The 25,016-nt window shown below is 59.4% G+C and carries 22 protein-coding genes and 4 pseudogenes; 21 read left to right on the forward strand and 5 right to left on the reverse strand.

Annotation, left to right across the window (positions count from 1 at the left end; translation table 11 throughout):
* Positions 1-327 (forward strand): annotated as a pseudogene (locus EOB36_RS19315) (DDE-type integrase/transposase/recombinase); the annotation flags it as partial.
* Between the two features lie 28 nt (positions 328-355).
* Here the strand turns inward: EOB36_RS19315 and EOB36_RS19320 are convergent.
* Complete coding sequence (locus EOB36_RS19320) at positions 356-1,564, reverse strand: IS110 family transposase (RefSeq protein WP_128285470.1); 1,209 nt, start codon at positions 1,562-1,564, stop codon at positions 356-358.
* Between the two features lie 261 nt (positions 1,565-1,825).
* On the opposite strand from EOB36_RS19320, the pseudogene EOB36_RS34690 reads away from it, so the two are divergent.
* Positions 1,826-2,143, forward strand: a pseudogene (locus EOB36_RS34690) (transposase); the annotation flags it as partial.
* Here the strand turns inward: EOB36_RS34690 and EOB36_RS19330 are convergent.
* Positions 2,130-2,319: pseudogene (locus EOB36_RS19330) on the reverse strand (transposase); the annotation flags it as partial. The pseudogenes EOB36_RS34690 and EOB36_RS19330 sit on opposite strands and share 14 nt — an antisense overlap.
* 567 nt (positions 2,320-2,886) lie before the next feature.
* Between EOB36_RS19330 and queC the strand changes: the two are divergent.
* Genes queC through queE form a run of 3 tightly spaced genes read left to right on the forward strand, consistent with a single transcriptional unit; the run spans position 2,887 to position 4,672 of the window.
* A complete protein-coding gene (gene queC / locus EOB36_RS19335; RefSeq protein ID WP_126102496.1) occupies positions 2,887-3,585 on the forward strand; it encodes a 7-cyano-7-deazaguanine synthase QueC in 699 nt (232 codons plus the stop codon).
* The gene (gene queD / locus EOB36_RS19340; RefSeq protein ID WP_063169374.1) at positions 3,585-3,941 is read left to right on the forward strand and encodes a 6-carboxytetrahydropterin synthase QueD; all 357 of its coding nucleotides are present in this window, start codon (positions 3,585-3,587) and stop codon (positions 3,939-3,941) included. Before queC ends, queD begins: the two co-directional genes overlap by 1 nt.
* A gap of 5 nt (positions 3,942-3,946) precedes the next feature.
* Positions 3,947-4,672 carry a 7-carboxy-7-deazaguanine synthase QueE gene (gene queE / locus EOB36_RS19345; protein WP_164897559.1) on the forward strand — a complete coding sequence of 242 codons (726 nt, stop codon included), beginning with the start codon at positions 3,947-3,949 and terminating at the stop codon, positions 4,670-4,672.
* 577 nt (positions 4,673-5,249) lie between these two features.
* Here the strand turns inward: queE and EOB36_RS19350 are convergent.
* Both EOB36_RS19350 and EOB36_RS19355 read right to left on the reverse strand, forming a co-directional pair.
* Positions 5,250-5,678 carry a hypothetical protein gene (locus EOB36_RS19350; RefSeq protein ID WP_029356531.1) on the reverse strand — a complete coding sequence of 143 codons (429 nt, stop codon included), beginning with the start codon at positions 5,676-5,678 and terminating at the stop codon, positions 5,250-5,252.
* Positions 5,660-6,223 carry a type II toxin-antitoxin system prevent-host-death family antitoxin gene (locus EOB36_RS19355; protein WP_245467836.1) on the reverse strand — a complete coding sequence of 188 codons (564 nt, stop codon included), beginning with the start codon at positions 6,221-6,223 and terminating at the stop codon, positions 5,660-5,662. Before EOB36_RS19355 ends, EOB36_RS19350 begins: the two co-directional genes overlap by 19 nt.
* A gap of 592 nt (positions 6,224-6,815) precedes the next feature.
* Here EOB36_RS19355 and nifH point away from each other — a divergent pair.
* From nifH to EOB36_RS35240, 16 genes and pseudogenes are all read left to right on the forward strand, one after another.
* Entirely contained in the window at positions 6,816-7,709 is an 894-nt protein-coding gene (gene nifH / locus EOB36_RS19360) for a nitrogenase iron protein (protein ID WP_024505261.1), read from the forward strand.
* Between the two features lie 87 nt (positions 7,710-7,796).
* On the forward strand, positions 7,797-9,299 hold the full coding sequence (gene nifD / locus EOB36_RS19365) for a nitrogenase molybdenum-iron protein alpha chain (RefSeq protein WP_024505262.1): 1,503 nt from the start codon (positions 7,797-7,799) through the stop codon (positions 9,297-9,299).
* Between the two features lie 129 nt (positions 9,300-9,428).
* Positions 9,429-10,970, forward strand: coding sequence for a nitrogenase molybdenum-iron protein subunit beta (gene nifK, locus EOB36_RS19370; RefSeq protein WP_024505263.1), 1,542 nt, complete (start codon positions 9,429-9,431; stop codon positions 10,968-10,970).
* Positions 10,971-11,031: 61 nt separating this feature from the next.
* Positions 11,032-12,507, forward strand: a complete 1,476-nt coding sequence (nifE, locus tag EOB36_RS19375; RefSeq protein WP_128285472.1) for a nitrogenase iron-molybdenum cofactor biosynthesis protein NifE — start codon at positions 11,032-11,034, stop codon at positions 12,505-12,507.
* Positions 12,508-12,515: 8 nt separating this feature from the next.
* The gene (nifN, locus tag EOB36_RS19380) at positions 12,516-13,868 is read left to right on the forward strand and encodes a nitrogenase iron-molybdenum cofactor biosynthesis protein NifN (protein ID WP_128285473.1); all 1,353 of its coding nucleotides are present in this window, start codon (positions 12,516-12,518) and stop codon (positions 13,866-13,868) included.
* Positions 13,865-14,362: a nitrogen fixation protein NifX gene (gene nifX / locus EOB36_RS19385; RefSeq protein WP_128285474.1), complete on the forward strand. Its 498-nt coding sequence runs from the start codon at positions 13,865-13,867 to the stop codon at positions 14,360-14,362. Before nifN ends, nifX begins: the two co-directional genes overlap by 4 nt.
* Positions 14,363-14,378: 16 nt before the next feature.
* Positions 14,379-14,858, forward strand: coding sequence for a NifX-associated nitrogen fixation protein (locus tag EOB36_RS19390; protein ID WP_024505267.1), 480 nt, complete (start codon positions 14,379-14,381; stop codon positions 14,856-14,858).
* Positions 14,859-14,965: 107 nt separating this feature from the next.
* A complete protein-coding gene (locus EOB36_RS19395) occupies positions 14,966-15,670 on the forward strand; it encodes a response regulator transcription factor (protein ID WP_224571202.1) in 705 nt (234 codons plus the stop codon).
* A gap of 95 nt (positions 15,671-15,765) precedes the next feature.
* On the forward strand, positions 15,766-16,638 hold the full coding sequence (locus tag EOB36_RS19400) for a universal stress protein (RefSeq protein WP_063169369.1): 873 nt from the start codon (positions 15,766-15,768) through the stop codon (positions 16,636-16,638).
* Between the two features lie 844 nt (positions 16,639-17,482).
* Positions 17,483-18,781: a SidA/IucD/PvdA family monooxygenase gene (locus tag EOB36_RS19405; protein WP_128285475.1), complete on the forward strand. Its 1,299-nt coding sequence runs from the start codon at positions 17,483-17,485 to the stop codon at positions 18,779-18,781.
* Positions 18,782-18,791: 10 nt separating this feature from the next.
* Positions 18,792-19,172, forward strand: coding sequence for a hypothetical protein (locus tag EOB36_RS19410; RefSeq protein WP_126080606.1), 381 nt, complete (start codon positions 18,792-18,794; stop codon positions 19,170-19,172).
* A gap of 272 nt (positions 19,173-19,444) precedes the next feature.
* The gene (locus tag EOB36_RS19415; protein WP_126104988.1) at positions 19,445-20,590 is read left to right on the forward strand and encodes a TlpA disulfide reductase family protein; all 1,146 of its coding nucleotides are present in this window, start codon (positions 19,445-19,447) and stop codon (positions 20,588-20,590) included.
* Between the two features lie 335 nt (positions 20,591-20,925).
* Positions 20,926-21,353 (forward strand): annotated as a pseudogene (locus EOB36_RS35235) (NifX-associated nitrogen fixation protein).
* A 91-nt stretch (positions 21,354-21,444) separates the two neighbouring features.
* Entirely contained in the window at positions 21,445-21,603 is a 159-nt protein-coding gene (locus tag EOB36_RS19425) for a CCE_0567 family metalloprotein (protein ID WP_245467837.1), read from the forward strand.
* On the forward strand, positions 21,600-21,917 hold the full coding sequence (gene fdxB, locus EOB36_RS19430) for a ferredoxin III, nif-specific (protein ID WP_174800308.1): 318 nt from the start codon (positions 21,600-21,602) through the stop codon (positions 21,915-21,917). The genes EOB36_RS19425 and fdxB overlap by 4 nt, the downstream gene beginning before the upstream one ends.
* Positions 21,918-21,997: 80 nt before the next feature.
* Entirely contained in the window at positions 21,998-22,120 is a 123-nt protein-coding gene (locus tag EOB36_RS35240) for an exopolysaccharide production repressor protein (protein ID WP_245467838.1), read from the forward strand.
* 605 nt (positions 22,121-22,725) lie between these two features.
* Here the strand turns inward: EOB36_RS35240 and EOB36_RS19440 are convergent.
* A complete protein-coding gene (locus EOB36_RS19440; RefSeq protein WP_128285477.1) occupies positions 22,726-24,504 on the reverse strand; it encodes an ABC transporter ATP-binding protein in 1,779 nt (592 codons plus the stop codon).
* Positions 24,505-25,016 lie beyond the last annotated feature (512 nt).

The raw sequence follows: 25,016 nt of genomic DNA on the forward strand, positions 1-25,016 counted from the left end.
CGGGCCCAGGGCGCCGATGCTGGTGCCGCTGAGGCCCGACGAGCGCTGGTCGCTCGACTTCGTATCGGACCAGCTCACCGACGGGCGCCGCTTCCGCATCCTGGCCGTCGTCGACGACTGCACGAGAGAGTGCCTGCGCACTCATCGTTGATACGTCTCTCTCGGGCATGCGGGTTGCCGCGAATTGGACCGGCTCATCAAGAGCGCGGCCGGCCGAGGATGATCGTCAGCGACAATGGCAGCGAGTTCACCTCGAACGCCATCCTCCCCTGGGCGGATCAGAACCGCGTCGAATGGCATTACATTGCGCCCGCCAAGCCGATGCAGACGGATGTTGTAGAATAGCCCCTTCTTCTCATTCGGCCGCTTTTTCCACAGCCTTCTGCCTTTCCGGCCTCGTTCGCCATCGGGAAGTCTCTGCTGCATAGGCAGCTTCTGCCTTTTCGACTCGGGATCGTTCTTCGGCGCGCTTGGCCGGGATGTTGTAGTCGAAGGCGGTGCCGCGCCTGGCATGGTTCATAGGGAGGCCGGCACGCAGCTCGACCGATCTGAACTTGCGGGCGAGTAAGGCCGGCCGGGCCCAGATGTAGTCGGCATTTTTGCTCAGCATGTGCCAGATGATCTTCGCAAGCTTGCGCGCGGTGGCGACGGCCGCGATATGCTTCCCGCGACGCGAGGCGATCCGCTTGTAGAAGGCGCGCAGAGGACCCGGTGAGCGGGCAGCCGCCCATGCCGCCTCGACCAGCATTCCCCGTGCATGCCCTCGGCCCTGCTTCGTTATGCGTCCATGATAGGCCGGTCCCTCACCGGACTGCCGCACGCTGGGATTGAGGCCAAGATAGGCGACAAGCCTCTGTGGATCGCTGAAGCGACGAATGTCGCCGATTGCCGCGGCAACGCTCGCAGCCACGGTGACGTCGAGCCCGGGCAACGTCATTAGGCGGCGGATTGTCGGGTCCTGGAGGGCATGCACCGCGATATCCGCCTCGACCACCGTCAACGCCTCGTTGACCTGGTTAATCAAGCCGAGGTGGCGCTCGATGGCGGCGCGCTCATCGGCAGGCAATATTTGCCTCGCCAGCCATTTGCGCCCGCTGATCCCGACGAGGTTCCCATGCGGACACGGCGGGATCAGGTGGGCGTGGAGGATTGACTGGATCAGGTTCTTCAGCCGCGAACGCTGGCGAACCAACTGTGTGCGCCTGGTGACCTGTCTTCGAAGCGCAAGCGTCTCAGGGTCTGGGACCCAGACCTCCGGCAGAAAGCCCGAGGCATAAAGCTTCGCAAGGACAGTGGCGTCGATCATGTCGGTCTTCACCTTGGCGTGCGCGATCATGTGCACCTGCTTGGGATTGGCGATCACGATCCGATCCACATACGGCGACAGCACTTCAGCGACGGCCGCGGCATTGCCGGTCGCCTCGACCACCACATGATCATCGTGGGTGAGTTCCTTCCTGGCGAACTCCACGAGCTTATCGCGTAGCATTTGAACGCGGCCGAGCTTGACGATCTCGCCATCAAGCAACGACACGACCTCGGCGGCTACGCGGTGTATGTCCATGCCGATAATACGCAGGGTTCCCTCCAACGTTGGTCACGAACAGGGAGCCCAGCGGGCAACACGACAAATACGGATCCGCGCTCGCAGCGCATCCGGGCGAGTCGTAGGGGCGGCCAGATAATGTGCGCGAACTCGCAGTTCATCTGCATACGACGGCCTGCCCGCACTTGCGTGCTCCCGGTGCCCCGTGGCCCGGATGCGCCAAGCTTAACGAAACCTGACGACCGAACAAACGATGGCACCGAGAACAACATGCCGGATAATGGCTTCATCGAGAGCTTCAACGGCCGACTGCGCGATGAACTGCTCAACGAGACGCTGTTCACCTCGCTGGCTCAGGCGCGCGTAGCCATCGCCCTGTGGCACGCCGACTACAACACCGCGCGGCCGCACTCCCAAATCGCCTGGCAGACCCCGGCCAAGTTCGCCAGCACCTTCAATCCGCGACGGTCGCTCGCGCTGCGCTATGCCAAAGGCTCCGCGCCAGCGCCCGTCGCTTCACCCGCCCAGCAGGGCACAACCCACGCCGGAAACGAACTCAAAACTGCTGGGGGCAACGTCAGTCCCATAGAGCCTTGATGGTTCTCTCGGCCTTTGCTCGCAGCAGCGCCTTAGGTTTGGCGAAGGCGTTCTCAATCGGATTGAAGTCGGGACTGTAGGGCGGCAGGTAGAGCAGGCTCGCCTGCGGCCTCAATCGCGCCGCGCAGGCCGGCGGCCTTATGGGCGGGCAGGTTGCCCATGACGACTACGTCGCCCCGCGACAAGGTCGGTGAAGGCCCGTGGTCTTCCAGTAGCATGTGGCACGCCGGCCCGGCAGCGCTCGCCGCGCAGGGTTCTCCAGGCGGATGTCGCCAATGTCAAATTTGCTGGCATCCATGCCGCCCTCGCTTTCTGGTTCGAGATCGGAAAATCGCCGAATAATCAGCACATCAACCTGCGCCTGAAGGAGCTCACTGCCACTTTCGGCTGGCGGGGTGTGCCGCCCCACAAATAGAATATCAATTGTCGTGCCAACCGCACAAGCGAAGGCCAGAAAGCCAACATGTGTTCTGCGGCTTAATTGAGAGTCAGCCGATGTCGGCCGAACATCACCTTGCCTCGAAGTCGACGATCCGACAGCAGGTTGCGAAAGTTGGCGCGATGCGAACAAACTGCTGAAGCGCTCAACTTTTATTGATCACGCGTGTTGGACGCGACGCACTCCCGTTCCAATCGGGCTGAGCGCAAATTCTCCCGGTTCACAAAACTGAGTCGCTGGAGTAGTGGGGGCGCAGAGAAATCTCCGGTCGCAGCCTTACCCGGTCAAAACAAGGATACCAATGATGAAGACTCTCGCCGTCTGCTCTGGCGGATTGGACTCCGTTTCCCTTGCTCACATGGTGGCAGCGGAGCACGAACTCACCGGCCTTCTATCTTTCGACTATGGCCAACGGCACAGGAAGGAATTGGGCTTCGCCGCTCTTTGCGCGCAGCGACTGAAGGTCCCGCACCAGATCATCGACATCGGCGAAATTGGCCGTGGCCTTTCCGGCTCAGCGCTGACTGGCAGTATCGACGTGCCGGACGGCCACTACGCCGAAGACACGATGAAGATTACGGTGGTGCCGAACCGCAATGCCATCATGTTGGCAATCGCCTTCGGTCTCGCCGCCGCCCACAGCGCCGAAGCGGTGGCGGCGGCCGTGCATGGTGGGGACCATTTCATCTATCCCGATTGCCGTCCGGCCTTCATTGAAGCTTTCCAGACAATGCAAGACCGCGCGCTCGACGGCTATGCGCAGATACGCCTCTATGCACCGTATGTGAATCTCGGAAAAGCTGACATTGTTGCGGATGGCGCAAGATACGGCACCCCGTTTGCTGAGACCTGGTCCTGTTACAAGGGCGGCGTGCGTCACTGCGGACGATGCGGGACCTGCGTCGAGCGGCGCGAAGCGTTCCATCTCGCCGGGCACGCTGATCCCACCGACTACGAGGACGCCGATTTCTGGCTTGAGGCGCTGCGCAGGAGGCGCGCGTAATGTTCCACATCAGCAAGGAATTCCACTTCTCGGCCTCGCATCAGCTCACCTCCTTGCCTCCCAACCATCAATGCGCGCGCCTGCACGGGCATAACTATGTCGTCGTAGTGGAGCTGTCGGCCAAGGAACTGGACGCCCACGGCTTCGTGCGCGACTATCACGATCTGGCGCCGCTCAAACGCTACATTGACGAGAGCTTCGACCATCGGCACCTCAACGACGTGCTGGGACATGAGAAGGTCACGGCGGAATGCCTGGCCAGACATTTCTATGAATGGTGCAAGGCACGTCTGCCGCAGACCGCGGCCGTGCGCGTTAGCGAAACACCGAAAACTTGGGCGGAATACCGTCCGTGACCGACATGCATCCCGCAATCCGTGTGAGCGAGATATTCGGGCCGACTATCCAGGGCGAGGGCGTGCTCATCGGCTTGCCGACGGTGTTCATCAGAACCGGCGGATGTGATTATCGCTGTTCATGGTGCGACAGCCTTCACGCGGTGGACAATCAGTATCGCCATGAATGGCTACCGATGCCGATCGATGCCGTGTGGCAAACCGTCCATGCGCTTTCCGGCGGCAGGCCGGTTATGGTCTCCTTGTCAGGCGGCAACCCGGCCATTCAGCCGTTCGGTCCCCTCATAGAACGAGGCCATCGCGAGGGCTATCGTTTTGCACTGGAAACGCAGGGTTCCGTAGTGAGGGAGTGGTTTGCGGATCTTGACGTGCTGACCCTTAGCCCAAAGCCGCCGTCCAGCGAAATGACGACCAGTTGGGCTGCGTTTGAGGCGTGCCTCGAAGCGGCGCAAGAGAAGCCGCAAATCGTGCTCAAGCTCGTCGTTTTCGACGAGAGTGACTATGCCTACGCCAAAGAAGTCGCGGCGCGATATCCGCACCTTCCGATCTATCTGCAACCCGGCAATCACACGCCGCCGCGCCCTGGCAGTGAAGACACCTCTGTCGACTTGGACGGAATAATGATGCGAATGGAATGGCTTGTCGAAAGGGTGACCAGCGACAGGTGGTTCGAAGCCCGCGTGTTGCCGCAGCTGCACGTTCTGCTTTGGGGTAACAAGAGGGCGGTCTAGTCTGCGGCTTGCGTCGCACCGGAAGGCCGGGCTCCGACGGCTTGGCAGGCTCTCTTAGCGTGCCGAGTACAGCCGAGCTTTGTTCGCGCCAGCGGTCTCGCATTGTGCGGCTGGAAACCGCCCGGACACCCGCTGCCGGCGTGTGTTACCTTGACTCCGATGAGCGGTCGTCACGCAAAGTTGAAATCCGCAAGAACTGGCCTTCTCGCCCCAGCTGCTTGACTGGTTCCTCCGTCGCAAGCACGTCATCCCTCCCATCCTTGTCCAGCCCTTATCGATGTATCTCATGGTCCGGCCTGACGCTCGACTGTCAGACACCAGAACGCCAAAGGGGCTGGCCCGCCGGTCAACGGCAGCTGCTAAACAGAACGGCGATGTGCATGGGAATGCATCCGTTGCTTAAATGCCTTCCATAAAGAAGATCGATTTCCTCACTGGCCCAACGATCTCATGGATTTGTTCACGCAACAGGTGAAGCTGTCCGAGATTACGGCGCAACTCGGCTCGGCTTCGTTCCGGTCGGGGCATACGCTACCCGCACCGTCGGACCCTTTGCCCGCGCGTGTTCGATTGCCGCTCACTCGTCATCTTCTGGCGGTTCTAGTTTGCCAACCGAAACCTCTAGCCTCGTGGTGCACTCAATAAGGTTAGCTAGCAATTTGGCATCAATGTCTGTGTGCCCCTCGTACTCGGAGAGGTTTCGCTCGTTGTGCGCCTTTAGAAAAATCTGAATGTCAGCCTTGTCGGTTCCGACGGTATGAACGAGCGCTTGAAACACCGAAGTGCGATTGTCCGAGCGATAGCCTTCGCGGCGTAGGGCTGCCAGGGCAAGCCGATGCGCAGCTCCATATAAGAGAGTGAATTGGCTGTCGGGGTCGAGACCTTTCTGTGCGTCAGTTAAATTCTTGCGCGCGCCACCCAGCATGCCGTCATATTCGGACAGCGATGGGGGCTCACTTTTCATCAGCCCAATCTTTACGAGGTTGTCTAGTTCTTGCTTGCCCACGCTTGTAAATCTTTCTCCGAGCCGATGAGGAAAATCTTTGGAAGGGTACTTACCTTGCGGACAAACGACCCTTTCTGCGACGCCTTTCGTTGCCATTCCTCCGGCGACAGAAATGTCGGACTGACCTTTCGGCCTAGTCTCAGTTCCGCGTTTTGTGCGGCTGAATAAAGTTCAGAGAGGTTCAGGTTATCGCCGACCACCATCAAATCGATATCGCTGCGTTCTGTGTCCGTGCCTTTGGCGACTGAACCGTACACGAAGGCAGATTTGATCGAATGAAAGTGCGACAGCAATTCCCTTAGTGGCTCGGTTGGTATTTGGTTCTTAAGTGAAAAGTGCGCCGTGCTCTGCAAAGCAGGGGGGGCTGCGTTCTCAGGCCCCGCGCTAGTGCCGTCACGATGCGCCTTTAGGCGCTTGTATTCATCGACCGAAAGCAGCACAAGCCGTTCGCGGCCATTCTTGCTGATGATCACGGGTTCCGCTAGCGCCTTGTCCTGATACAGCCCAAAGTTGCGCTGAAATTCAACCGAGCTAATGACCGACATAGAATTGTCCCGATAATCCGTTATATCCGTATAATACGTATCTTTTTGAAAATATCAATGATCTCGTGCTAAGGTACTGAATTATTTGCCTTCGATATAGCGCGTCGGCGGAACCAACTCGTAGACGGGCTATGAAAGGTTAAGCGCGGATGTCTATCGGCCGCCGGCGTTCCCGCTCCGCAAGCCTGCCTGAACTATTCCGCGCGGCGGTCAAGCCCCAGGCTCCTGCTCATCCAGCGACCGCCCGATCAATAGCAGGCTGGAAAGACAATAGCCGACGTCTTCCGATGGTCTCGCCATCAGCTTTGGGCTAGCTCCCCATTATCCCGCTTCGAGCTCGACACAGGGCGGTTTCGATGGCGCACGACAATCTGTGTCGGCTTTGTCGTGTCCGTGACAGACGCCTGAAAGGCCCGCTCGCGCGTTTTGCCGCCGTCTAAGTGGCTGGAATTTAATAACAAAGTTTCTTCTCGGATCGGCCGATCACGCTGGTACGCTTTTTGCGATGCTTGGTGTGAGGCGGCACGAGCTGCCTATCGGCACTTGTGTCGCGGGCAGTCGCGATGATTAGAACGAAGGAAGGAAAGCTATTATGTCAGGTCTGCGTCAGATCGCCTTTTACGGCAAAGGCGGCATCGGCAAGTCCACCACCTCCCAAAATACGCTCGCCGCCCTTGTCGACCTCGGGCAGAGAATCCTCATCGTAGGATGCGACCCCAAAGCCGATTCCACACGCTTGATCCTGAATTCGAAAGCTCAGGATACCGTCCTGGATCTCGCCGCACAGGAAGGTTCGGTGGAAGACCTCGAACTCCAGGACGTGCTCAAGGTCGGCTACAGAGGCATCAAGTGCGTGGAGTCCGGCGGCCCCGAGCCGGGTGTCGGTTGCGCCGGCCGCGGCGTCATCACATCGATCAATTTCCTCGAGGAGAATGGCGCTTATGACGATGTCGATTATGTCTCCTATGACGTCCTCGGCGACGTGGTATGCGGCGGCTTCGCCATGCCGATCCGCGAAGGCAAGGCCCAGGAGATCTACATCGTCATGTCCGGCGAGATGATGGCGCTCTATGCCGCCAACAACATCGCCAAGGGCATCCTCAAATATGCCCATTCGGGCGGTGTGCGGCTGGGCGGGCTGATCTGCAATGAACGTCAAACCGACCGTGAACTCGATCTGGCCGAAGCACTGGCTGGCCGATTGAATTCCAAGCTCATCCACTTCGTGCCCCGCGACAACATCGTCCAGCATGCCGAACTCAGGAAGATGTCGGTGATCCAGTACGCGCCGGACTCCAAGCAGGCAGGGGAATACCGCGCTCTGGCCGAGAAGATCCACGCCAATTCGGGCCAGGGTACGATCCCGACGCCGATCACCATGGAGGAGCTGGAGGAGATGCTGCTCGACTTCGGCATCATGAAGACCGACGAGCAGATGCTTGCCGAGCTTCACTCCAAGGAAGCGGCGAAGGCGGCGGCCCAGTAGTGACATTAGCGCTGCCATGAATCGGCGCGCCTTGCAGAGAACGGCGCCTATTTCGTTGAGGCGTCACCCAACCTTGAAAGGGGACTCATGAGCCGGGAATACGAGAATGACGGTGCTCTTCATGCAAAGCTTATCGAAGAGGTGCTGTCGCATTATCCCGACAAGGCGGCGAAGCGCCGCAAGAAGCACCTCAACGTCGCAAAGAGCGGCAACGAGGCTGGCGGGGAAAGCGAGGTCCTTTCCGAATGCGACGTCAAATCGAACATCAAGTCCATTCCCGGGGTGATGACGATTCGCGGCTGTGCATATGCGGGTTCGAAAGGCGTGGTGTGGGGGCCAGTCAAGGATATGGTCCATATCTCGCACGGCCCGGTCGGCTGCGGCCAATATTCTTGGTCGCAGCGCCGCAACTACTACGTCGGTACGACGGGCGTCGACACGTTCGGGACAATGCAGTTCACCTCCGATTTCCAGGAGAAGGACATCGTCTTCGGCGGCGACAAGAAGCTGGAACAGATCATTGACGAGATTGAAGTCTTGTTTCCGCTCAACAACGGCATCACCGTGCAATCCGAATGCCCTATCGGCCTGATTGGCGATGACACCGAGGCGGTTTCTCGCAAAAAGACCAAGGAGTATGACAAGACGATCGTGCCGGTACGCTGCGAGGGTTTCCGCGGCGTCTCGCAGTCGCTTGGCCACCACATCGCCAATGATGCTATCCGGGATTGGGTCTTCGACAAAAAGGATGTCAAGTTCGAGGCCGGCCCCTACGACGTCAACGTCATCGGCGACTACAATATCGGCGGCGATGCCTGGGCCTCGCGCATACTGCTTGAGGAGATAGGGCTGCGCGTGGTCGGCAACTGGTCGGGTGACGCCACACTCGCAGAGATCGAGCGCGCCCCGAAGGCTAAGCTCAATCTTATCCACTGCTACCGGTCGATGAACTACATCTGTCGGCATATGGAGGAAAAGTATGGCGTCGCTTGGATGGAGTACAATTTCTTCGGTCCCTCCCAGATCGAAGCCTCTCTGCGCAACATAGCCAAGCATTTTGGGCCGGAAATCGAGGAAAAGACCGAAAAGGTCATTGCCAAGTACAGGCCGCTTGTTGATGCGGTCATCGCCAAGTACCTGTCGCGCCTGGAAGGAAATACCGTGATGCTCTATGTCGGCGGCCTGCGCCCCCGCCACGTCGTCACGGCCTACGAGGACCTCGGCATGGTCATCGTGGGCACCGGCTATGAATTCGCCCACAGCGACGACTATCAGCGCACCGGCCACTACGTGAAGAACGGCACGCTGATCTACGATGACGTGACCGGCTATGAGTTGGAGAAATTCATCGAAGGGATTCGCCCAAATCTGGTCGGCTCGGGAATCAAAGAAAAATACCCGGTGCAGAAGATGGGCATACCGTTCCGCCAGATGCATTCCTGGGATTATTCAGGCCCGTATCACGGCTACGATGGCTTTGCCATTTTCGCACGTGATGTGGATCTCGCCATCAACAACCCGGTCTGGGACCTATTCCACGCGCCTTGGAAAAGAAGCCGGGGCGATGAGCGGGCGATGGCTGCCGAATAAACATTTGCTTTAGCCCCAGTCTCCCACTGAGACGGTGAACTCCCGCGGCCTCTGATCCGCCGGAGCCTGGAACGTCTTGACGTCCTGAGCTGCCGTCCCGCGCAGCCAGATGCAAAAGAGGTAATCATCATGCCGCAGTCGGCTGAAAAAATTCTCGATCACGCTCCCCTGTTCCGCGAGCCGGAATACAGAAAGATGCTCGCTGAGAAGAAGCTAAACTTCGAATGTCCGCACCCCGATGAAATCGTTTCCGATCAGCGCGATTTCACCCAGACGTGGGAATACCGCGAAAAGAACCTCGCCCGCAAAGCGCTTGTCGTGAACCCAGCCAAGGCCTGCCAGCCGCTGGGTGCGGTATTCGCTGCCGCCGGCTTCGAGCGAACCATGTCCTTCGTCCACGGCAGCCAAGGTTGCGTCGCCTATTACCGCTCGCACCTGTCGCGCCATTTCAAGGAGCCTGCCGCGGCGGTCTCCTCCTCAATGACCGAGGATGCGGCGGTGTTTGGCGGCCTGAAGAACATGGTCGACGGGCTCGCCAACACCTACCAGCTATACGACCCGAAGATGATTGCCGTGTCGACGACCTGTATGGCAGAGGTCATTGGCGACGACCTGCACAGCTTCATCCAGAACGCCAAGGACGAAGATTCAGTCCCGCGCGACTTCGACGTGCCCTTTGCCCACACCCCGGCCTTCGTTGGCAGTCATGTCGACGGCTATGACAACATGGTCAAAGGCATTTTGGAGCACTTCTGGAAAGGCCAGGAGCGTACGCAAATCGAAGGAACCATCAACATCATTCCGGGCTTCGACGGCTTCTGCGTCGGCAACAACCGGGAGCTCAAGCGCCTGCTCGATGTAATGGGCGTGTCCTACACATTGATCCAGGATGCCTCTGACCAGTTCGATACGCCTTCGGACGGTGAATACCGCATGTATGACGGGGGCACGAAGATCAACGAGGTGAAGAAGGCCCTCAACGCCGAGGCAACGCTTTCGCTGCAGCATCACAACACCCGAAAGACACTGGGCTATTGCGAGGAGGTCGGGCAGGCGACGGCCTCGTTCCACTATCCGCTCGGCGTTCAGGCGACGGACGAATTCCTGATGGAGGTCGCGGCGATTTCCGGCAAGGAGATTCCCGAGGCAATTCGCCTCGAGCGCGGCCGACTGGTAGACGCCATGGCGGACAGCCAATCCTGGTTGCATGGTAAGAAATACGCCATCTACGGTGATCCCGACTTCGTTCACGCGATGGCCCGCTTTGTCATGGAGACCGGCGGCGAGCCAACCCATTGCCTCGCCACCAATGGCACCTCGGCATGGGAAGCCGATTTGAAGAAGCTGCTAGCATCCTCGCCTTTCGGCAAGGCTGCCCAAGTTTGGGCGGGCAAGGACCTGTGGGCGCTGCGCTCACTGCTCTTTACCGAGCCGGTGGACCTTTTGATCGGCAATTCCTACGGCAAGTACCTGGAGCGCGACACCGGAACACCGCTGATCCGGCTGATGTTTCCGATCTTCGATCGGCACCATCATCACCGCTTTGCGCTCTTTGGCTACCAGGGCGCGTTGCGCGTGCTGACGACGATCCTCGACAAGATCTTCGACAAACTCGATCGCGAGACGAGCGAGACGGGTGTGACGGATTATTCCTATGACCTCACGCGCTAAGAGCCGTGGCCGGCTTTTCGCCGAGGCCATTCCTTGCCCAATGGACTGGGGAGGCTGAGCAATGTCCTCCCTCAGCGCCAAAATCAAGGACGCCTTCGATGAGCCCGCCTGCGATAAGAACCGTGGCAAAGATGCCAAGGCGCGCAAGGAGGGCTGCTCGAAGTCGCTGACACCAGGGGCGGCAGCCGGCGGCTGCGCCTTTGACGGAGCCAAGATCGTCCTGCAGCCGATCACCGACGTTGCGCATCTGGTCCATGCGCCGCTCGCCTGCGAGGGCAATTCTTGGGACAACCGTGGTGCGGTTTCGTCAGGGCCGACCTTGTGGCGGACAAGCTTCACGACCGACCTCACCGAACTCGACCTGGTGATGGGGCAGGGCGAGCGGAAACTCTTCAAGGCGATCCGCGAGATCAAGCACACATACGCGCCGCCGGCGATCTTCGTCTACTCGACTTGCGTAACGGCGCTGATCGGTGACGACATCGAGGCCGTGTGCAAACGCGCCACGGAAAAGTTCGGTTTGGCCGTGGTGCCGATCAATGCGCCTGGCCTGGCAGGCTCCAAGAACCTCGGCAACAAGCTCGCCGCCGAGGCGTTGCTCGATCATGTCATCGGCACGGTCGAACCCGACGACCCCGGACCCTACGACATCAACATCCTTGGCGAATTCAACCTCTCGGGCGAATTCTGGCTTGTAAAGCCGCTCCTCGATCGGCTCGGGATCCGGGTGCGCGCCTGCATTCCCGGCGATGCTCGTTACCGCGACATTGCTTCCGCGCACCGCGCCCGGGCGGCAATGATGGTGTGCTCGACCGCGCTGATCAGTCTTGCCCGCAAGATGGAGGAGCGCTGGGACATCCCGTTCTTCGAGGGCTCCTTCTATGGCATCTCCGACACATCGCAAGCTCTTCGCAACCTTGTCAGGCTGCTGGTGAGGAAGGGCGCCGATCCGGAGATCCTCGAGCGCACAGAGACGCTGATCGCGCAGCAGGAGGCGATCGCGTGGAAGAAACTCGAACCCTACCGGCAAAGGCTCCAAGGCAAGCGCGTGCTGCTCAACACAGGCGGTGTGAAGTCCTGGTCGGTTGTCCATGCGCTGATGGAGATCGGAATCGAGATCGTCGGCACCTCGATCAAGAAATCTACGGTGCAGGACAAGGAGCGCATCAAACAAGTTCTCAAGCACGACAAGCACCTGTTCGAATCCTTGGCTGCGCGCGAGCTGTACGCCATGCTCTCTGAACACAGGGCCGATATCATGCTGTCGGGCGGTCGCACGCAATTCATTGCGCTCAAGGCCAAGACGCCCTGGCTCGATATCAACCAGGAGCGCCAGCATCCTTATGCCGGCTATGACGGCATGGTGGAACTCGTACGCCAGATCGACCTCGCCATTCACAATCCGATCTGGTCTCAGGTGCGCCAGCCGGCCCCGTGGGATTGCCAGCCTGAGCTGATAGGCGAATTGCCGTGCACGAGGAACGAGACCGCGTACCTGTTTGATGAATTCGCCTGCGCGACGGCACACGAGTGTTGAGGCGACCGATGGCCCGCATCCTTCTCCAGAGCAAATCGGCTGCGGTCAACCCGCTGAAGTCGTCGCAGCCGCTGGGTGCCGCCTTTGCCTTTCTTGGCGTCGACGGTGCGATGCCGCTGTTCCACGGCAGCCAGGGATGCACAAGCTTTGCGCTCGTTCTCTTCGTGCGGCACTTCAAAGAAGCGATTCCCTTGCAGACTACGGCGATGGATGAGGTGGCGACCATCCTCGGCGCAGCCGACCATCTGGAAGAGGCGATCCTCAACCTCAAGAACCGCACGAAGCCAACGCTGATCGGGGTTTGCACGACCGCGCTCGTGGAGACGCGTGGCGAAGATTGCGCGGGTGATATTGCCAACATCAAGCTGAAGCACACGCAAGAGCTTGCGGGTACGGAGGTCGTGCTGGCCAACACGCCGGATTTTGACGGCGCGATCGAAGAGGGCTGGGCCAGGGCAGTCACCGCAATGATCGAAGGGATTACACGCTCGGGCGAACGGGCGCGGCACCCGAAGAAGATCGCAATCCTGCCCGGATGCAACCTCACTGTCGCCGACGTCGAGCATATGCGGGACATGGTTGAAAGCTTTGGGCTCAAGCCGGTTATTCTGCCCGACATCTCAGGCTCGCTCGACGGTACGGTTCCTGACCGCTGGGTAGCGACCACATACGGCGGCACCAGCGTCGAAGACATTCGCGAGTTGGGCACGGCCATGCAATGCATCGCCATCGGTGAGCACATGCGCCGCCCGGCGAAAGCGCTGCTCGGGTTGACCGGCGTGCCTTACGTGTTGTTCCAGTCACTGACTGGGCTGCAGGACACGGATCGCTTCGTGTCGCTGCTGTCTTCGATTTCGGGCGCGGCGGTACCGGCCCGCGTGCGCCGGCGCCGGGCGCAATTGCAGGACGCGATGCTCGACGGACATTTCCATTTCGGCGGCAAGAAAATTGCCATCGCTGCCGAACCAGACCAGCTGTTCCAACTTGCAACCTTCTTTGCTGGCCTCGGCTCCGAGATAGCCGCGGCCGTCACAACGACCGACAGGTCTAAAATTCTCGAGAAAGTCCCGGCGGTTTCGGTTCAGATCGGCGATCTCGGCGATCTGGAAAGTCTTGCCGTCGGTGCTGACCTGCTTGTCACGCATTCGCACGGGCGCCAAGCATCGGAGCGGCTCCGAATTCCGCTCATGCGCATCGGGTTCCCGGTCTTCGATCGACTAGGCAGCCAGCACAAGCTCGCAATTCTCTATCAGGGCACCCGCGACCTGATCTTCGAGGTCGCCAACATCTTCCAGGCCAACCAACACGCGCCCACTCCTGAGGCGCTTGATCCACTCCGTAATCGAGAAATATCACGATGAACGCTGTTCGCCGCCTCTCGCTGGTCAGTAATGAGGTTTTCGCCCCGATGCCTGAACGACGTAGGGGCGCATTGCGCGTTGCGATCGCCACTCAGGACATGCAGGACCTCAATGCCCATTTCGGGTCGGCCAGGCGCTTTGCTGTCTACGACGTGACGCGCGAGGAATGGAATCTCGTAGAAGCCGTGGCCTTCGATGACGTGTCCGATGAAAGCGGGGAGCATCGGGCCGAGCGCGATGATCGCATCACGCCAAAGGTGGATGCGCTCAAGGGCTGTCAGATCCTGTTTTGTCTGGCAATTGGCGGCCCTTCGGCAGCCAAGCTTGTCGCGGCAAAAATCCACCCGATCAAAGTGGCGGAGCCCCAATCGATCCCACAGGTGCTCTTGCGCACGCAGATGATGCTCAGGACGTGTCCTCCGCCTTGGCTGCGCAAGGTGCTGGCGCGAGCGGGCATTGCCGAAAAGAAACCGTCCTTCGAGGACGAGGACTGAAAAGAGGAGGACGCCAATGCCTGACCCCGCAATCCCCCCAGCTGTCGCCGAAGACGAGGCGGCTCTTTGCACCCCGTTCGTCAAATGCCTCGTGCGGCTGATCCGTTCTCAGGATTCCTACGGCTCGTGGGAACGCAAAGCGGACGCTGAGCTGCTGGGCGACTTCATCATTACCAAGGAACAGCGCCGAGGGATCCCAATCATCGGAGATCCCGATCCCGACGTGCTGTGGAGGCTCGACAAGTACTACGCCGCCATCGGGCTTGCGATCGAGGAGCGCTGCGGCCTTATGGCATCGCCGATGATCCAGGTGAGCCATGAGGGTTTTGGTCGGGTGCTTTTCACGACCGGACGGCTGGTCGTTTTGTCCAAAACGCTGCGCGATGTCCACCGGTTTGGCTTCGAGACGCTCCTGAAGCTCGCCACGGCCGGTACGAAGCTGGTCGACGATGCGATTTCAGTCATCGAAACCTTTCCCCACGTGGCGCTGGCATGATGGGCGCGATTTTCGAGAAAGGCCATCATGACGGACCCGAGAAACTATGTTGGCCAGTCCCCTCGATCCAGGGGCTCGAGGCCGACCAGGTTGTTGGGGTATCGCCGATGAAGAAGCCGCTGGTCCTGATCTGCTCGCAAGATGCCGAGTTCTATCTGCTCTACAGCCACATACTGGAGGTTGACGGTTTCAGCAGTGAGACGGCAGACGGCGCGAAGGCTGCGCTGGCCTTGGCCGAACAACGGGAGCTTCAGGCCGTAGTGCTGGATTGCGACCCAGCCAGCATAAACGGGTCCGCAATTTGCGCCCACCTCAAGCGGGAACCGCGCACCACCGACCTGCCTATCATCGCCCTGATCGCGCCTGGCGCCGAGCACCAGCACCTCGATCTCTTGAAGGCAGGCGTTGAGAGCTTTGTGCGGCCGGTGGCTCCGGCCAAGCTGCTCGACTGCCTGCGGGCGAGGCTCGGGCTGACCAAGCGTGGTCCGAACGGGGTTGAAAACGACAGTTGGATTTGTTGTGGAGGCCTGGAGATGAAGCTCGATGCCCATCGGGTTCGCGGTAATGGCCACGACATCCATCTCGGACGGATCGATTTCAACGTGCTGCGGCTTATGATTGAGGCCCCCGGCAAGGTCTTCAGCCGGGACGAGCTTATCGGGGCGGCCTGGCTGCCCAACATTCATGTCGGTGCACGCACCGTCGATGTCCATATCAGCCGAATCAGGAGGGCGCTGAAAACGGCCTTGCCCGGCAGCGTCATTCGCACCGTCAGGTCGGCCGGCTACTCGCTCGAGAAGCCGGACGACTGAAATCGGTGATCGAACGTGGTGCCGCTCTCTCTTCCTCCTGAGAGCGGTGTTGCCGCTTTGAGGCGCTCCTAACGAAGACCAGGAGAAGCAGGCAAATGGAATTTAAAAGCATATTCAGTGTGACGGGTGCTGATCATTCTGATGAGGACCTCACAACAGCTGCCGGACTGTGTGCCGAGGTCGGCGCGCACCTATCGGTACTCATTATACCGCCTCCATTGCTCTTGATGTCGTCTCCGCCCCCCGAATGGAATACAGGACGTGCACAGGCAATTGCAGTACCGAACTATCGATTTCAGCAAATCGAGAAATTTTCACAGGACGTGACCAGAATGGAAAGACGGTCCGCGGATATCCTCAAAAGGCTGAAAGCTATGTCGCTTTCCTGTGACGTTGACACCGACTATTGCGATCCGGCTAGCCTCGGTGAAGTGGCACGACAGCGGGCGCTCTGCGCTGACCTGACGATCGTTGGAGGAGACCTCCTCAACGATGAGACTCTCGGACCTCCTGTTGTCAACGGCTGCTTGTTCGATAGCGGAAAGCCGGTGCTCATCGTGCCGAAGGGCGTTAAGGCGACGCTGTCGCCTCGACGCGTGCTGGTCGGCTGGGATTCGCGCGTAGAGGCCTCGCGTGCGGTTCGGGAAGCTCTTAGTATCCTATCCGCTGCCAAGGAAGTCTGTGTCGCTATGGTCGATCCAAAGGCGCAAAACAACGGGAAAGGCGCGCAGTCTGGAGCTGACATCGCTGCCTATCTTACTCGGCACGGTGCTCGGGTCTCCGTTGACCTGCTTAAGAGCGCCGGCAAATCGGCGGGCACAGTGCTGACCCAGCACGCGAACGACATCTGTGCTGACATGATGGTCATGGGTGCTTATGGCAGCCGTGGGCTGCGTGAGCGGATTTTCGGCGGTCCGCCGAGCTGGAGCTTTGGGAAGACCACATTGCCGCTGTTTTTGGCTCGCTGATCAGCTCCGTAGGAACACCGATCAGGTCGTAGGACCGCCAACCAGTCCGAAGTCGTCGTCGGTTACCGGTCGGATTGCGGAGACATGGCTGGATCCGCGAACATCTTGCGACGCTTGTCAGAGCCAAACCGGACGCCTCGACTGCTTCACGACGCTCTCGTGAATCCAACTCGTGCGAGATCGTCCGCAACGGGCAGTAAAGACGAACGGCTGCAGCAGACCGCAGCCAAGCCACAGGGCGGGTGTACCAGGGGACCCCGCCTCGTGCGCGAACCCTGTTGGAAGGCCCCTTATCAGTACCCGGACGCGCGTCAAATCGGCGGCTGTCCCTGTCAGGCCTGCGGTGTGCAAGGGCCGCTGCCGCGGAGCTTCCCCTGCCCGATCGTCGGGCGTGCGACAATGTCGGATTCCAGACGAGCTGGAACTACGCGAACTCGTTGGTTTGACAGGTCTTTATCCGGCACGCCGCATGCATGGGAGTCTCCGAAAGCATTAAGAGCCGTTATCCATGGTTACGCTCCTCGAAAGAAAGAGCCGCTTCCGTCGTGGCAGGGAAACAGCCACTCCTGGGGTGGAGGCCGGCGCTAGAAGCCGCCGTAATATCCGGAAGTGCCGCGCGACAGCATCACACACTTTCCTTCTGCTCTTGGGTTCGGATCACGCCGCGCCGCTGTCGGTGCCGCCGACATTGAGCCCAAGACCTGGAAGGCGGCACACGCTTTTGCTGTCCTCTCAGTCGGGACCGCGGCTCAAGCATGCCTGTGAGGTTCGCATTGCTCAATGCCCGGCGATCGACGTCAACATGCCGCTGAGTTGGAAAACACTCCTAGAGGAGCAAGGATAAGTGGACCTCTTTTGTATTGGTGTGGGTGCTGGACCATCTAATTTGAGCCTTGCGTGTCAGATACAGGAAGAGATTGCGCAAGGGGCACTGTTCCTGGACCGGGAGGTCGATTTCCGAGGACATCCAGGCAGCGCTTTCGATTGCGCGGAGCTCCAGGTCGGCCACTTCCAGGATCTGGTTACTCTGGTCAATCCGCGATCAGCCTACACATTCGTAAACTACCTCCACGAGAACGGGCGTCTTTACAATTTCCTCAATGCGCAATTTCACGGGGTGCTTAGAGCCGAGTTCGCCCAATATCTCAACTGGGCGTTCCAGAAGAATCCGCTTGTCCGTGGCGGCGAGGCCGTTCGCGAAATCCGCTTTGACGGCGACTTTCGCGTGCGGACGGACAACGCGGTCCTTGATGCAAGAAACCTCGTCATCGACATAGGCAAGCAGGCGCAAATTCCGCCTCAGTTTCATGGCTGGACTGGACCCAACCTGTTCCACTCATCTGAATTGGCCCACATCAATCCTGAGGTGCAAAAAAAGCATGTCTGCGTTGTTGGCGGCGGACAGTCGGGAGCCGAGCTGCTACTGCACCTTGTCGGCCGGCCGAAAGAACGGCGGCCCGCGGCGATCACATGGGTCTTGACGCGCGAGATGCCTTTCGACGACCACGCGTTCACAAACGGGCTGTTCACGCCATGCTTCTCGGATCGTTTTGCTGCGATGAGCGAGGTGCATCGACAGCTGTTCCTGCGGCGTTTCGCGCTTGCCTCCGAGGGCATTTCAGAAAGCAAGTTGCGCGCGGTCTATCAGGCGCTCTACCACCACGCCTTTCTCGAGCCACACCAATGCGACATCACATTGCGGCCAAGTTGCAACGTGTCGCGCTGCATCAATGCCGGAGCAGGGCACAGGCTCACGCTGCAACGCGGCTTGGACAACATCGGAGAAGTAACCGCCGATATCGTCATCCTGGCCACCGGGTACGAGAAACCGCTGCCGGGTTTCCTAGAACCGATCGCAGATCGCCTCGAACAGATCGGCAATGAGCTCGCCATCGGCGAGGATTTTTCGGTGTACTGGGACGGACCGCGAGACCGACGCCTTTTCGTTCAGAACGCCTGCCTTGGACAACGCGGGCTGGCTGATCCGAACTTTGGGCTGCTGGCCTGGCGAGCGCGCCGCATCCTTGACAGCCTTCTGCGGCGCGCGCCATGCACCAATCCCGAGCATCTAGGGTTCATCAACCGTCCCTTGACGGAGTGCTGGCCCGACCTCGGAGTCGAACAAATGGGCAGCGGGATATGATTCGTCGATATTGATGATCGGCGGTGGCATTCAGGAAAGATTTCCGCCTCTGGCGGCAAAAGCGGGACGAGCAATATTCCTACGGCGTCAGATCGCTCTGCTCGCGCTTGAGCAAGGTAGCGTCGCGCGACTCCTGCTTGGCGTGAAACAGCAAAGGGCATTCAATCACGATGCAGCTTTACGTGCTGTCGGGCTCAACGCCACGTGGATCGAGCCCAACGCCGCCGTTGGCAACCGCGACGCGAATTATGACGCCGGGCCACATGCGGCGGTGGCTGCAAGGGTACCGAGCCTCTCCCGCACTTTCGACCCCATCGCCGAAGTGCGACTACTCCAGGACGCCGAAGCCGGTCTTATCGCCAGCGGGCCAGCCAAACTCTCACCTTCCTAAACGGCAGCCGCTAAGGTGAGCCGTCGAAAGCCGACATTCAGGTTAACGTCAGCTGGCCATGTTAGGGCTCGCTTATTCAAGGCGGTACCGGCGCTTGCCGAAGCTAAGAAGGGTTGGCATGCCCTTTGCCGTGCTTGATGTGCGGCAACACGGTGAGAGCTTCGCTGAAGCAAGCGAGAGGGAGCAATGCCCTCGAGACCGTGTCCGATTTTGACTGGAAAATATTCCGCGACAAAAGAGACGAAAGGTGTGGAATGACTTTGGACACCAAGATGGAACTGCGTATGGGGTCCCCGGCTCCTGCGCTGAAAGTGGAGAACTGGCTGCGTGGCGAGCCCCTCACGAGCCTTCGGCCCGGCAAGGTCTACCTCGTTGAATTTTGGGCGACTTGGTGCCGACCATGTGTCCACGCCATGCCCCATTTGATCGAACTGCAGGAGAAATATAAAGACAGCGGATTTGAGATTATCGGAGTCGCAGCTTGCGAAAAGGCTGCAACCGCGGACGAAGCGCGGACCAACGTGGATGCCTGGCTGACCGAGAAGTTCCCGAATCTGAATTATCGGACAGCGTTCGATTGCACTGGCGAAATGAAAAAGCTCTGGCTGGAACCCAGCTCTTCGTTCGGGATTCCCACCTCGTTCGTGGTCGACCGCGACGGCCACATCGCTTATATCGGCCACCCGGCACCTCTCGATGACGTTTTGCCGAAAGTCCTTAACGGCAGCTGGCGCAGCAGCTATGAAGCGAAAGCCGTCGATGCAAAGCGAATCTCGCGTGTGCGCGAATCGTCGCTGAGTCGGCCGATATACGCCAAACTTGGGCCGGCGATGCAGGACGAGGATTGGGCAGCGGCACTATTGGCCATCGAAGAAGGCCTCGCCGTGATGCCAGACTCTTTTGATTTTCGGCGGGTTCATGCGGATCTTCTGCTTCACAAGCTGCGCGACATCAAAACCGGCTTGCCGCTTATGCGCGAATTGGTCGAGGACGCGATCAACAAAAAGTTCGAAGCGATGTCTTGGGTGGTGATGGCGCTGAACCAACTCTTCCATCCCACGATCGACAACTCCCATCTTCCGCATGATGATCGCTTTGCGATGGGCAAGGAGCTCTCCGAACAGATCCTGGAACTTAATCCTCCGCAAGGCGATGGACCCTTTAAATTCGGGTGTTACTTCCCGGTCGCTCAGTATTATTACGAGAGCGGCAACAAGGACCGGGCGATCGAGTTGATCGAGGTGGCAATCAAATCGCTGGACCATTCGGAGCCAGTGCCGGACCAAACCAAACAGCGCTACCTCACCTCGTTGCTCCAAGCCCTGGCCAACTACACGGGTGAGCCTGCCTGTCACGCGGGTCTCTGTGTGGCTCCGCAAAACAAGACTTCCGAAACTCAAAACGCTGTCACTTCCTGAGCAAGGATCGCGAAGGGCATGACAATTGGAATTGAACACCGGCAAATCCGCCCGCCCAGGCGCACTTCGCAGCAATAACGTCGATGCCGCAAAAGTGCGCGGCTTGCGGCAGGTGGAATTTCCATTGCGTTTACCTCGGGTCGAACCGCGGCGCAGGCGTTCGCGCCGCGGTGAAAGGTCTCGCACTGGTGGACGTGCTCGAGGTCGGCCACGGGACACTGTTGCGTGGGATCGGCTCGCCCAAGCCATTCCCCGCCCACGCAAGCGCCCGAACCACACATCGCAGAAAAAGAGATCGTCCTTCAAGAGGAGTACTGAAATTGGGGAAAAGCGAAATTCCTCATGAACCGGTTGGCCCTGCTGTCCACAAGGACGACGAGGCCCTTGCTTCCCCGTTCGTAAAATGCCTCCTGCGGCTCATTCGTACTCAGGATTCCTTCGGCTTATGGGAAGGCCATTCGGATGCCGAGCTGCTGGCCGAGTTCATCATCACCAAGCAACAGCAACGTGCGGTACCCTTTGGCGGCGATCCCGATCCTGACGCGCTGTGGAGGCTCGACATGTTTTACACCGCCGTAGCGCTTGCGATCGAGGAGCGCTCCGGCGTGTCGACGTCGCCAATAATTGGAATGAAGCCCCTGCGGGCTTCCAGCGGTTGGGCGTTCTGCGAGACGTCCACCGGTTCGGCTTCGAGACTTTCCGCAAACTTGCTGAGGCCGGTACGAAACTGGTCGACGATGCGACTGCAGCCATTGAAGCCTAGCCCGAGATGGAGCGCATCAACGAAACCATTGTTCCAGGAAGGATCTATGTCAGACCTAGATAGGATGAGGAAAAAAGTCTGAAAGCTCCAGTTGCGTGCAGCTATTGCCAAGATGGCATTGCAGGACCTTGTCGAGGGTCTGCCGGGCAAGTGGGCCGACATACAGGAAGTCGCCGAGAAAACCCACGCCGTTTATGCCGAGTTGGATGTTGCCAAGAGAGAACTCGCTTCAATGAAGAATTTAGGATGATGCGCACATTCACCACCCGTGACGGCTCCATTTGGATGCCGTCGTACCTGACCTCCATCGATAGCAAGACCTGCATCGGCTGCTGCCGTTGTTTCAAGGTCTGCTCGCGCGATGTCATGCATCTTCACGGCGTTGATGATGCGGGTGAAATCCTCGGCCCCTGCGATGACGAGGACGACGATTTCGACGGCAAGCTCAATCGCATGATCATGGTTGTCGATGATGCCGGCCGCTGCATCGGCTGCGGAGCCTGCGGCCGCGTCTGCCCCAAGAACTGCCAGACGCATGTTGCGGCCGACGAGCTCGCAACATGATCTGGCGAAAACCAGGAGAACGGCGTTGCACTTCATCTGTTTGTCGGCTCGTGGGGCTGGTCCTGTGCAGCAATGCGTCGATGGTTTACTTCGCTTTGGATTCGCTCCGTGTGGCAGTCGTCACGACGCTGGCCTGTTCGCTGCTGCTTCAGGCCGGCTACTTCGGCTGCGTGCTCTTTTTCGCGGACGTCGATGATCTGTAGAACTGTTCATTCGCTCCGCAGAGGGCCGGCGAATCCAATCTCTTCCTAAGCCCGTTGGCCGTAATCGAAAGACACGGGGCCGGCGAGTTCGTGCTCAGCTGCCACTGTGCTAGCAAGGGAACGGAATCCAATCCCGGAGCAGATGGCCAGAGTTGAGCGAAGACTGCGGTCGGAGCTCCTGCGCTTCCGGGTCTCCAAGGGGACGACTTTGCGAACCGAAGGGACTTTGAACCGTTGACGTGGCCGGCGTGCGGTAGGTTGGGCCAGCGACAGGGATCCCAGATCCCAGCCGGCCGGGAAGCACCGCCCTCTCAATGTGCGTTGACTTCGCTTCCTTTGGCGAAATGTGGGTAACGGCGAGGGCCGCACTCTTCCCGGGCCGTCGACATTCCCGCCCTTTTGGTGCGTGCGCCGTTAGGCGCGACAATTCGGTGCCCGCGTGTAACTGCGCGCATTCGCCGAAGCTTAGACGTGGTGCATTCCCGCTCGCCCGTTTGGCGGACAGTTCCGGCCGTGCTGGTTTTGCCGGCCTAACGCCCGCCGCTCGTCACTGCCACACCCCTCTCCGGCAACGGCTCGGCGCATCGCGCAAGCCGGTTTAGCGATCAGGCCAGGCCCTTCGCGAGTTCCAACGCCTGCCGTTCGAAGAGGCGGCGGTAAATGCCACCATCGAGATTGATCAGGGCGGCATGATCGCCGTCCTCCATGATGCGGCCACGGTCGAAGACGAGCAGCCGATCGAGCGAGCGGACCGTCGACAGCCGGTGTGCGATGACGAGTGTGGTTCGGCCCACCATCAACCGATCCACCGCTTGTTGAATGAGCACCTCGGATTCCGAATCGAGGCTCGATGTGGCCTCGTCCAGAATAAGGATCGGCGCGTTCGCGAGGAAGGCGCGCGCGATCGCCACGCGCTGGCGCTCGCCGCCGGAGAGCTTCAAACCCCTTTCGCCGACCAATGTCCCATAGCCCTTCGGCAGGGGCGCGATGAATTCGTGGGCACTTGCCAGCCGTGCCGCTTGCTCGATCTCGGCCTGGCTCGCGCCAGGCCGGCCATAGGCGATGTTCTCGGCAAGCGACCTGTGAAACAGGATCGGCTCCTGCTGCACGATCGCGATCTGCGAACGAAGGGACTCTTGGGTCACCTCGGAGACGTCCTGACCGTCTATCAGGATCCGGCCGCCGCTCAGGTCGTAGAGTCTCTGGATCAGCTTCACGAATGTTGTCTTGCCGGAACCGGAGGGTCCAACCAACCCAACCCTTTCGCCAGCTTCAATCGACAGCGAACATTCGCTATAGAGCGGCAGGGGATGGTTGGCGTAGCGGAAGTGGACGTTCTCAAAAACAATGCGCCCCTTTGTGATCCGGATCGGCTTGGCCGCTGAATGGTCGGCGACATCCAGCTGCTGATTGTGGATGGCGACCAGTTCTTCTATTTCATTAACCGAACGCTGCACGTTGCGGACGTGCACGCCGGTATCACGCAGATAGCCCTGGAGGACGACGAGGGACGTGAGAACATATGCGATCTCGCCAGGCGTTGCACGTCCATCCGACGACAGTAAAAGGGCATACCCGACCACCGCCATCCTGAGAGCCACCAAAGTGACACCTTGGGTTGAACTAATTGTCGTTCCGCGCATCCAAGCCCGGCGCATGCGGTGCCGCCATTTGGTAACGATCTTTGCTAGGCGCTCGTCTTCGCGGCCCTCGGCGCCGAAGCCCTTGACCACAGCGTTGCAGCTGACCGCATCCGCAAGCGCTCCGCCGAGCCTTGTGTCCCACCCGTTAGCAAGGCTCGCCGCCGGCGCGACATAGCTGAGCGACAGCGAAATCGCAAATGCAAGGTAGATGATAGCGCCGCACGCAAAGATCAGGCCCATGACCGGCCAGTGCCAGCCGAGCAGCGCCGTCGAACCTAGCAAGATGATAAAGGACGGGAGCAGCGCGATTAATATAGTGCTATTTAGGAGCTCAAGCGCCCCCATGCCGCGTGTTATCTTGCGCACTGTCGAGCCGGCGAAGCTGTTCGCATGCCAGTCTGTCGAAAAGCGCTGGAGGTGATAGAACGCTTCGTTCGCGACATCGGACATCATCTTCAGCACCAGGTCGTTCAGGCCAATCAAGGCGACGTGGCGAATGGCAATGGCACCGAGTGCTAGTGCAAACGGTACAGAGAAGGCTGCAAGGACAGTGTCGCCTCGGAAAACAGCGTCGATGAGACGGCCTGAATAGAGCGGCACCAGCACGTCAGCCAGCGTGGAGGCGAGCATCGCGCTCATGATGATCGCGAGCCTGGCCGGCTGCCGGTTCCAGAGGTGGACAGTAAAAGTAAAGACGTCGCGACAAGTGGCATCGCGCCCATGGACGGGGAAGCGTTTCATGGTTTCCAAGCGGGCGCATCAACACGCTCGGTCCCAAAGAAGTTAAATGACAAAGCTGGAATTTTCGACCTCCCCCACACCAGGATCAGTTTGGCGGGCAGCTCCTGCCGCCTCGCAACGGTGGGCTTCAAAAGTCGTGCCAACTGAGCGGGACCAGCCGCACCGGCAGGTTACCGAGCCTAGAGAAAGTCAGCTGGGATCCAGTCGAATACGATTGCTACGGCTGTCCCAAACTCGAGGGAGATTGCAAAAGAAAAGCCGATGCTATCGATGTAAAATTGTTCTTCTTTAGCTTTAAGCGTGTTTGGCGATCATCACCTGGTGCATCACGTTGCCTCGATCAAATAAGTACAGTTGCAATGCAGCTTTCTCAGGCCCGCGACTTAAGTGCTGATTTCAAAAGGGCGCCGCGAATACTTTCCTGCCCATATTCCGTCAATCGAATGCTCGACTGTCGGATTGTGCGCTCCCCGACACAGTGCTGTTCGGTTCGCCTCCTGGGTACCTTCCCC

The organism is Mesorhizobium sp. M6A.T.Cr.TU.017.01.1.1 (genome assembly GCF_004023115.1).
In the GTDB taxonomy this organism is placed as follows: domain Bacteria; phylum Pseudomonadota; class Alphaproteobacteria; order Rhizobiales; family Rhizobiaceae; genus Mesorhizobium; species Mesorhizobium mediterraneum.

What these genes read in the sequence shown, in the direction of transcription:
- nifE (WP_128285472.1), top strand. Translation starts at nt 11,032, where the DNA reads ATGTCCTCCCTCAGCGCCAAAATCAAGGACGCCTTCGATGAGCCCGCC.
- EOB36_RS35240 (WP_245467838.1), top strand. Translation starts at nt 21,998, where the DNA reads ATGGTTTACTTCGCTTTGGATTCGCTCCGTGTGGCAGTCGTCACGACG.
- nifH (WP_024505261.1), top strand. Translation starts at nt 6,816, where the DNA reads ATGTCAGGTCTGCGTCAGATCGCCTTTTACGGCAAAGGCGGCATCGGC.
- EOB36_RS19390 (WP_024505267.1), top strand. Translation starts at nt 14,379, where the DNA reads ATGCCTGACCCCGCAATCCCCCCAGCTGTCGCCGAAGACGAGGCGGCT.
- nifK (WP_024505263.1), top strand. Translation starts at nt 9,429, where the DNA reads ATGCCGCAGTCGGCTGAAAAAATTCTCGATCACGCTCCCCTGTTCCGC.
- queE (WP_164897559.1), top strand. Translation starts at nt 3,947, where the DNA reads ATGCATCCCGCAATCCGTGTGAGCGAGATATTCGGGCCGACTATCCAG.
- queD (WP_063169374.1), top strand. Translation starts at nt 3,585, where the DNA reads ATGTTCCACATCAGCAAGGAATTCCACTTCTCGGCCTCGCATCAGCTC.
- nifX (WP_128285474.1), top strand. Translation starts at nt 13,865, where the DNA reads ATGAACGCTGTTCGCCGCCTCTCGCTGGTCAGTAATGAGGTTTTCGCC.
- fdxB (WP_174800308.1), top strand. Translation starts at nt 21,600, where the DNA reads ATGATGCGCACATTCACCACCCGTGACGGCTCCATTTGGATGCCGTCG.
- queC (WP_126102496.1), top strand. Translation starts at nt 2,887, where the DNA reads ATGAAGACTCTCGCCGTCTGCTCTGGCGGATTGGACTCCGTTTCCCTT.
- EOB36_RS19400 (WP_063169369.1), top strand. Translation starts at nt 15,766, where the DNA reads ATGGAATTTAAAAGCATATTCAGTGTGACGGGTGCTGATCATTCTGAT.
- nifN (WP_128285473.1), top strand. Translation starts at nt 12,516, where the DNA reads ATGGCCCGCATCCTTCTCCAGAGCAAATCGGCTGCGGTCAACCCGCTG.
- EOB36_RS19440 (WP_128285477.1), bottom strand. Translation starts at nt 24,504, where the DNA reads ATGAAACGCTTCCCCGTCCATGGGCGCGATGCCACTTGTCGCGACGTC.
- EOB36_RS19415 (WP_126104988.1), top strand. Translation starts at nt 19,445, where the DNA reads ATGGAACTGCGTATGGGGTCCCCGGCTCCTGCGCTGAAAGTGGAGAAC.
- EOB36_RS19355 (WP_245467836.1), bottom strand. Translation starts at nt 6,223, where the DNA reads ATGTCGGTCATTAGCTCGGTTGAATTTCAGCGCAACTTTGGGCTGTAT.
- EOB36_RS19320 (WP_128285470.1), bottom strand. Translation starts at nt 1,564, where the DNA reads ATGGACATACACCGCGTAGCCGCCGAGGTCGTGTCGTTGCTTGATGGC.
- nifD (WP_024505262.1), top strand. Translation starts at nt 7,797, where the DNA reads ATGAGCCGGGAATACGAGAATGACGGTGCTCTTCATGCAAAGCTTATC.
- EOB36_RS19395 (WP_224571202.1), top strand. Translation starts at nt 14,966, where the DNA reads ATGAAGAAGCCGCTGGTCCTGATCTGCTCGCAAGATGCCGAGTTCTAT.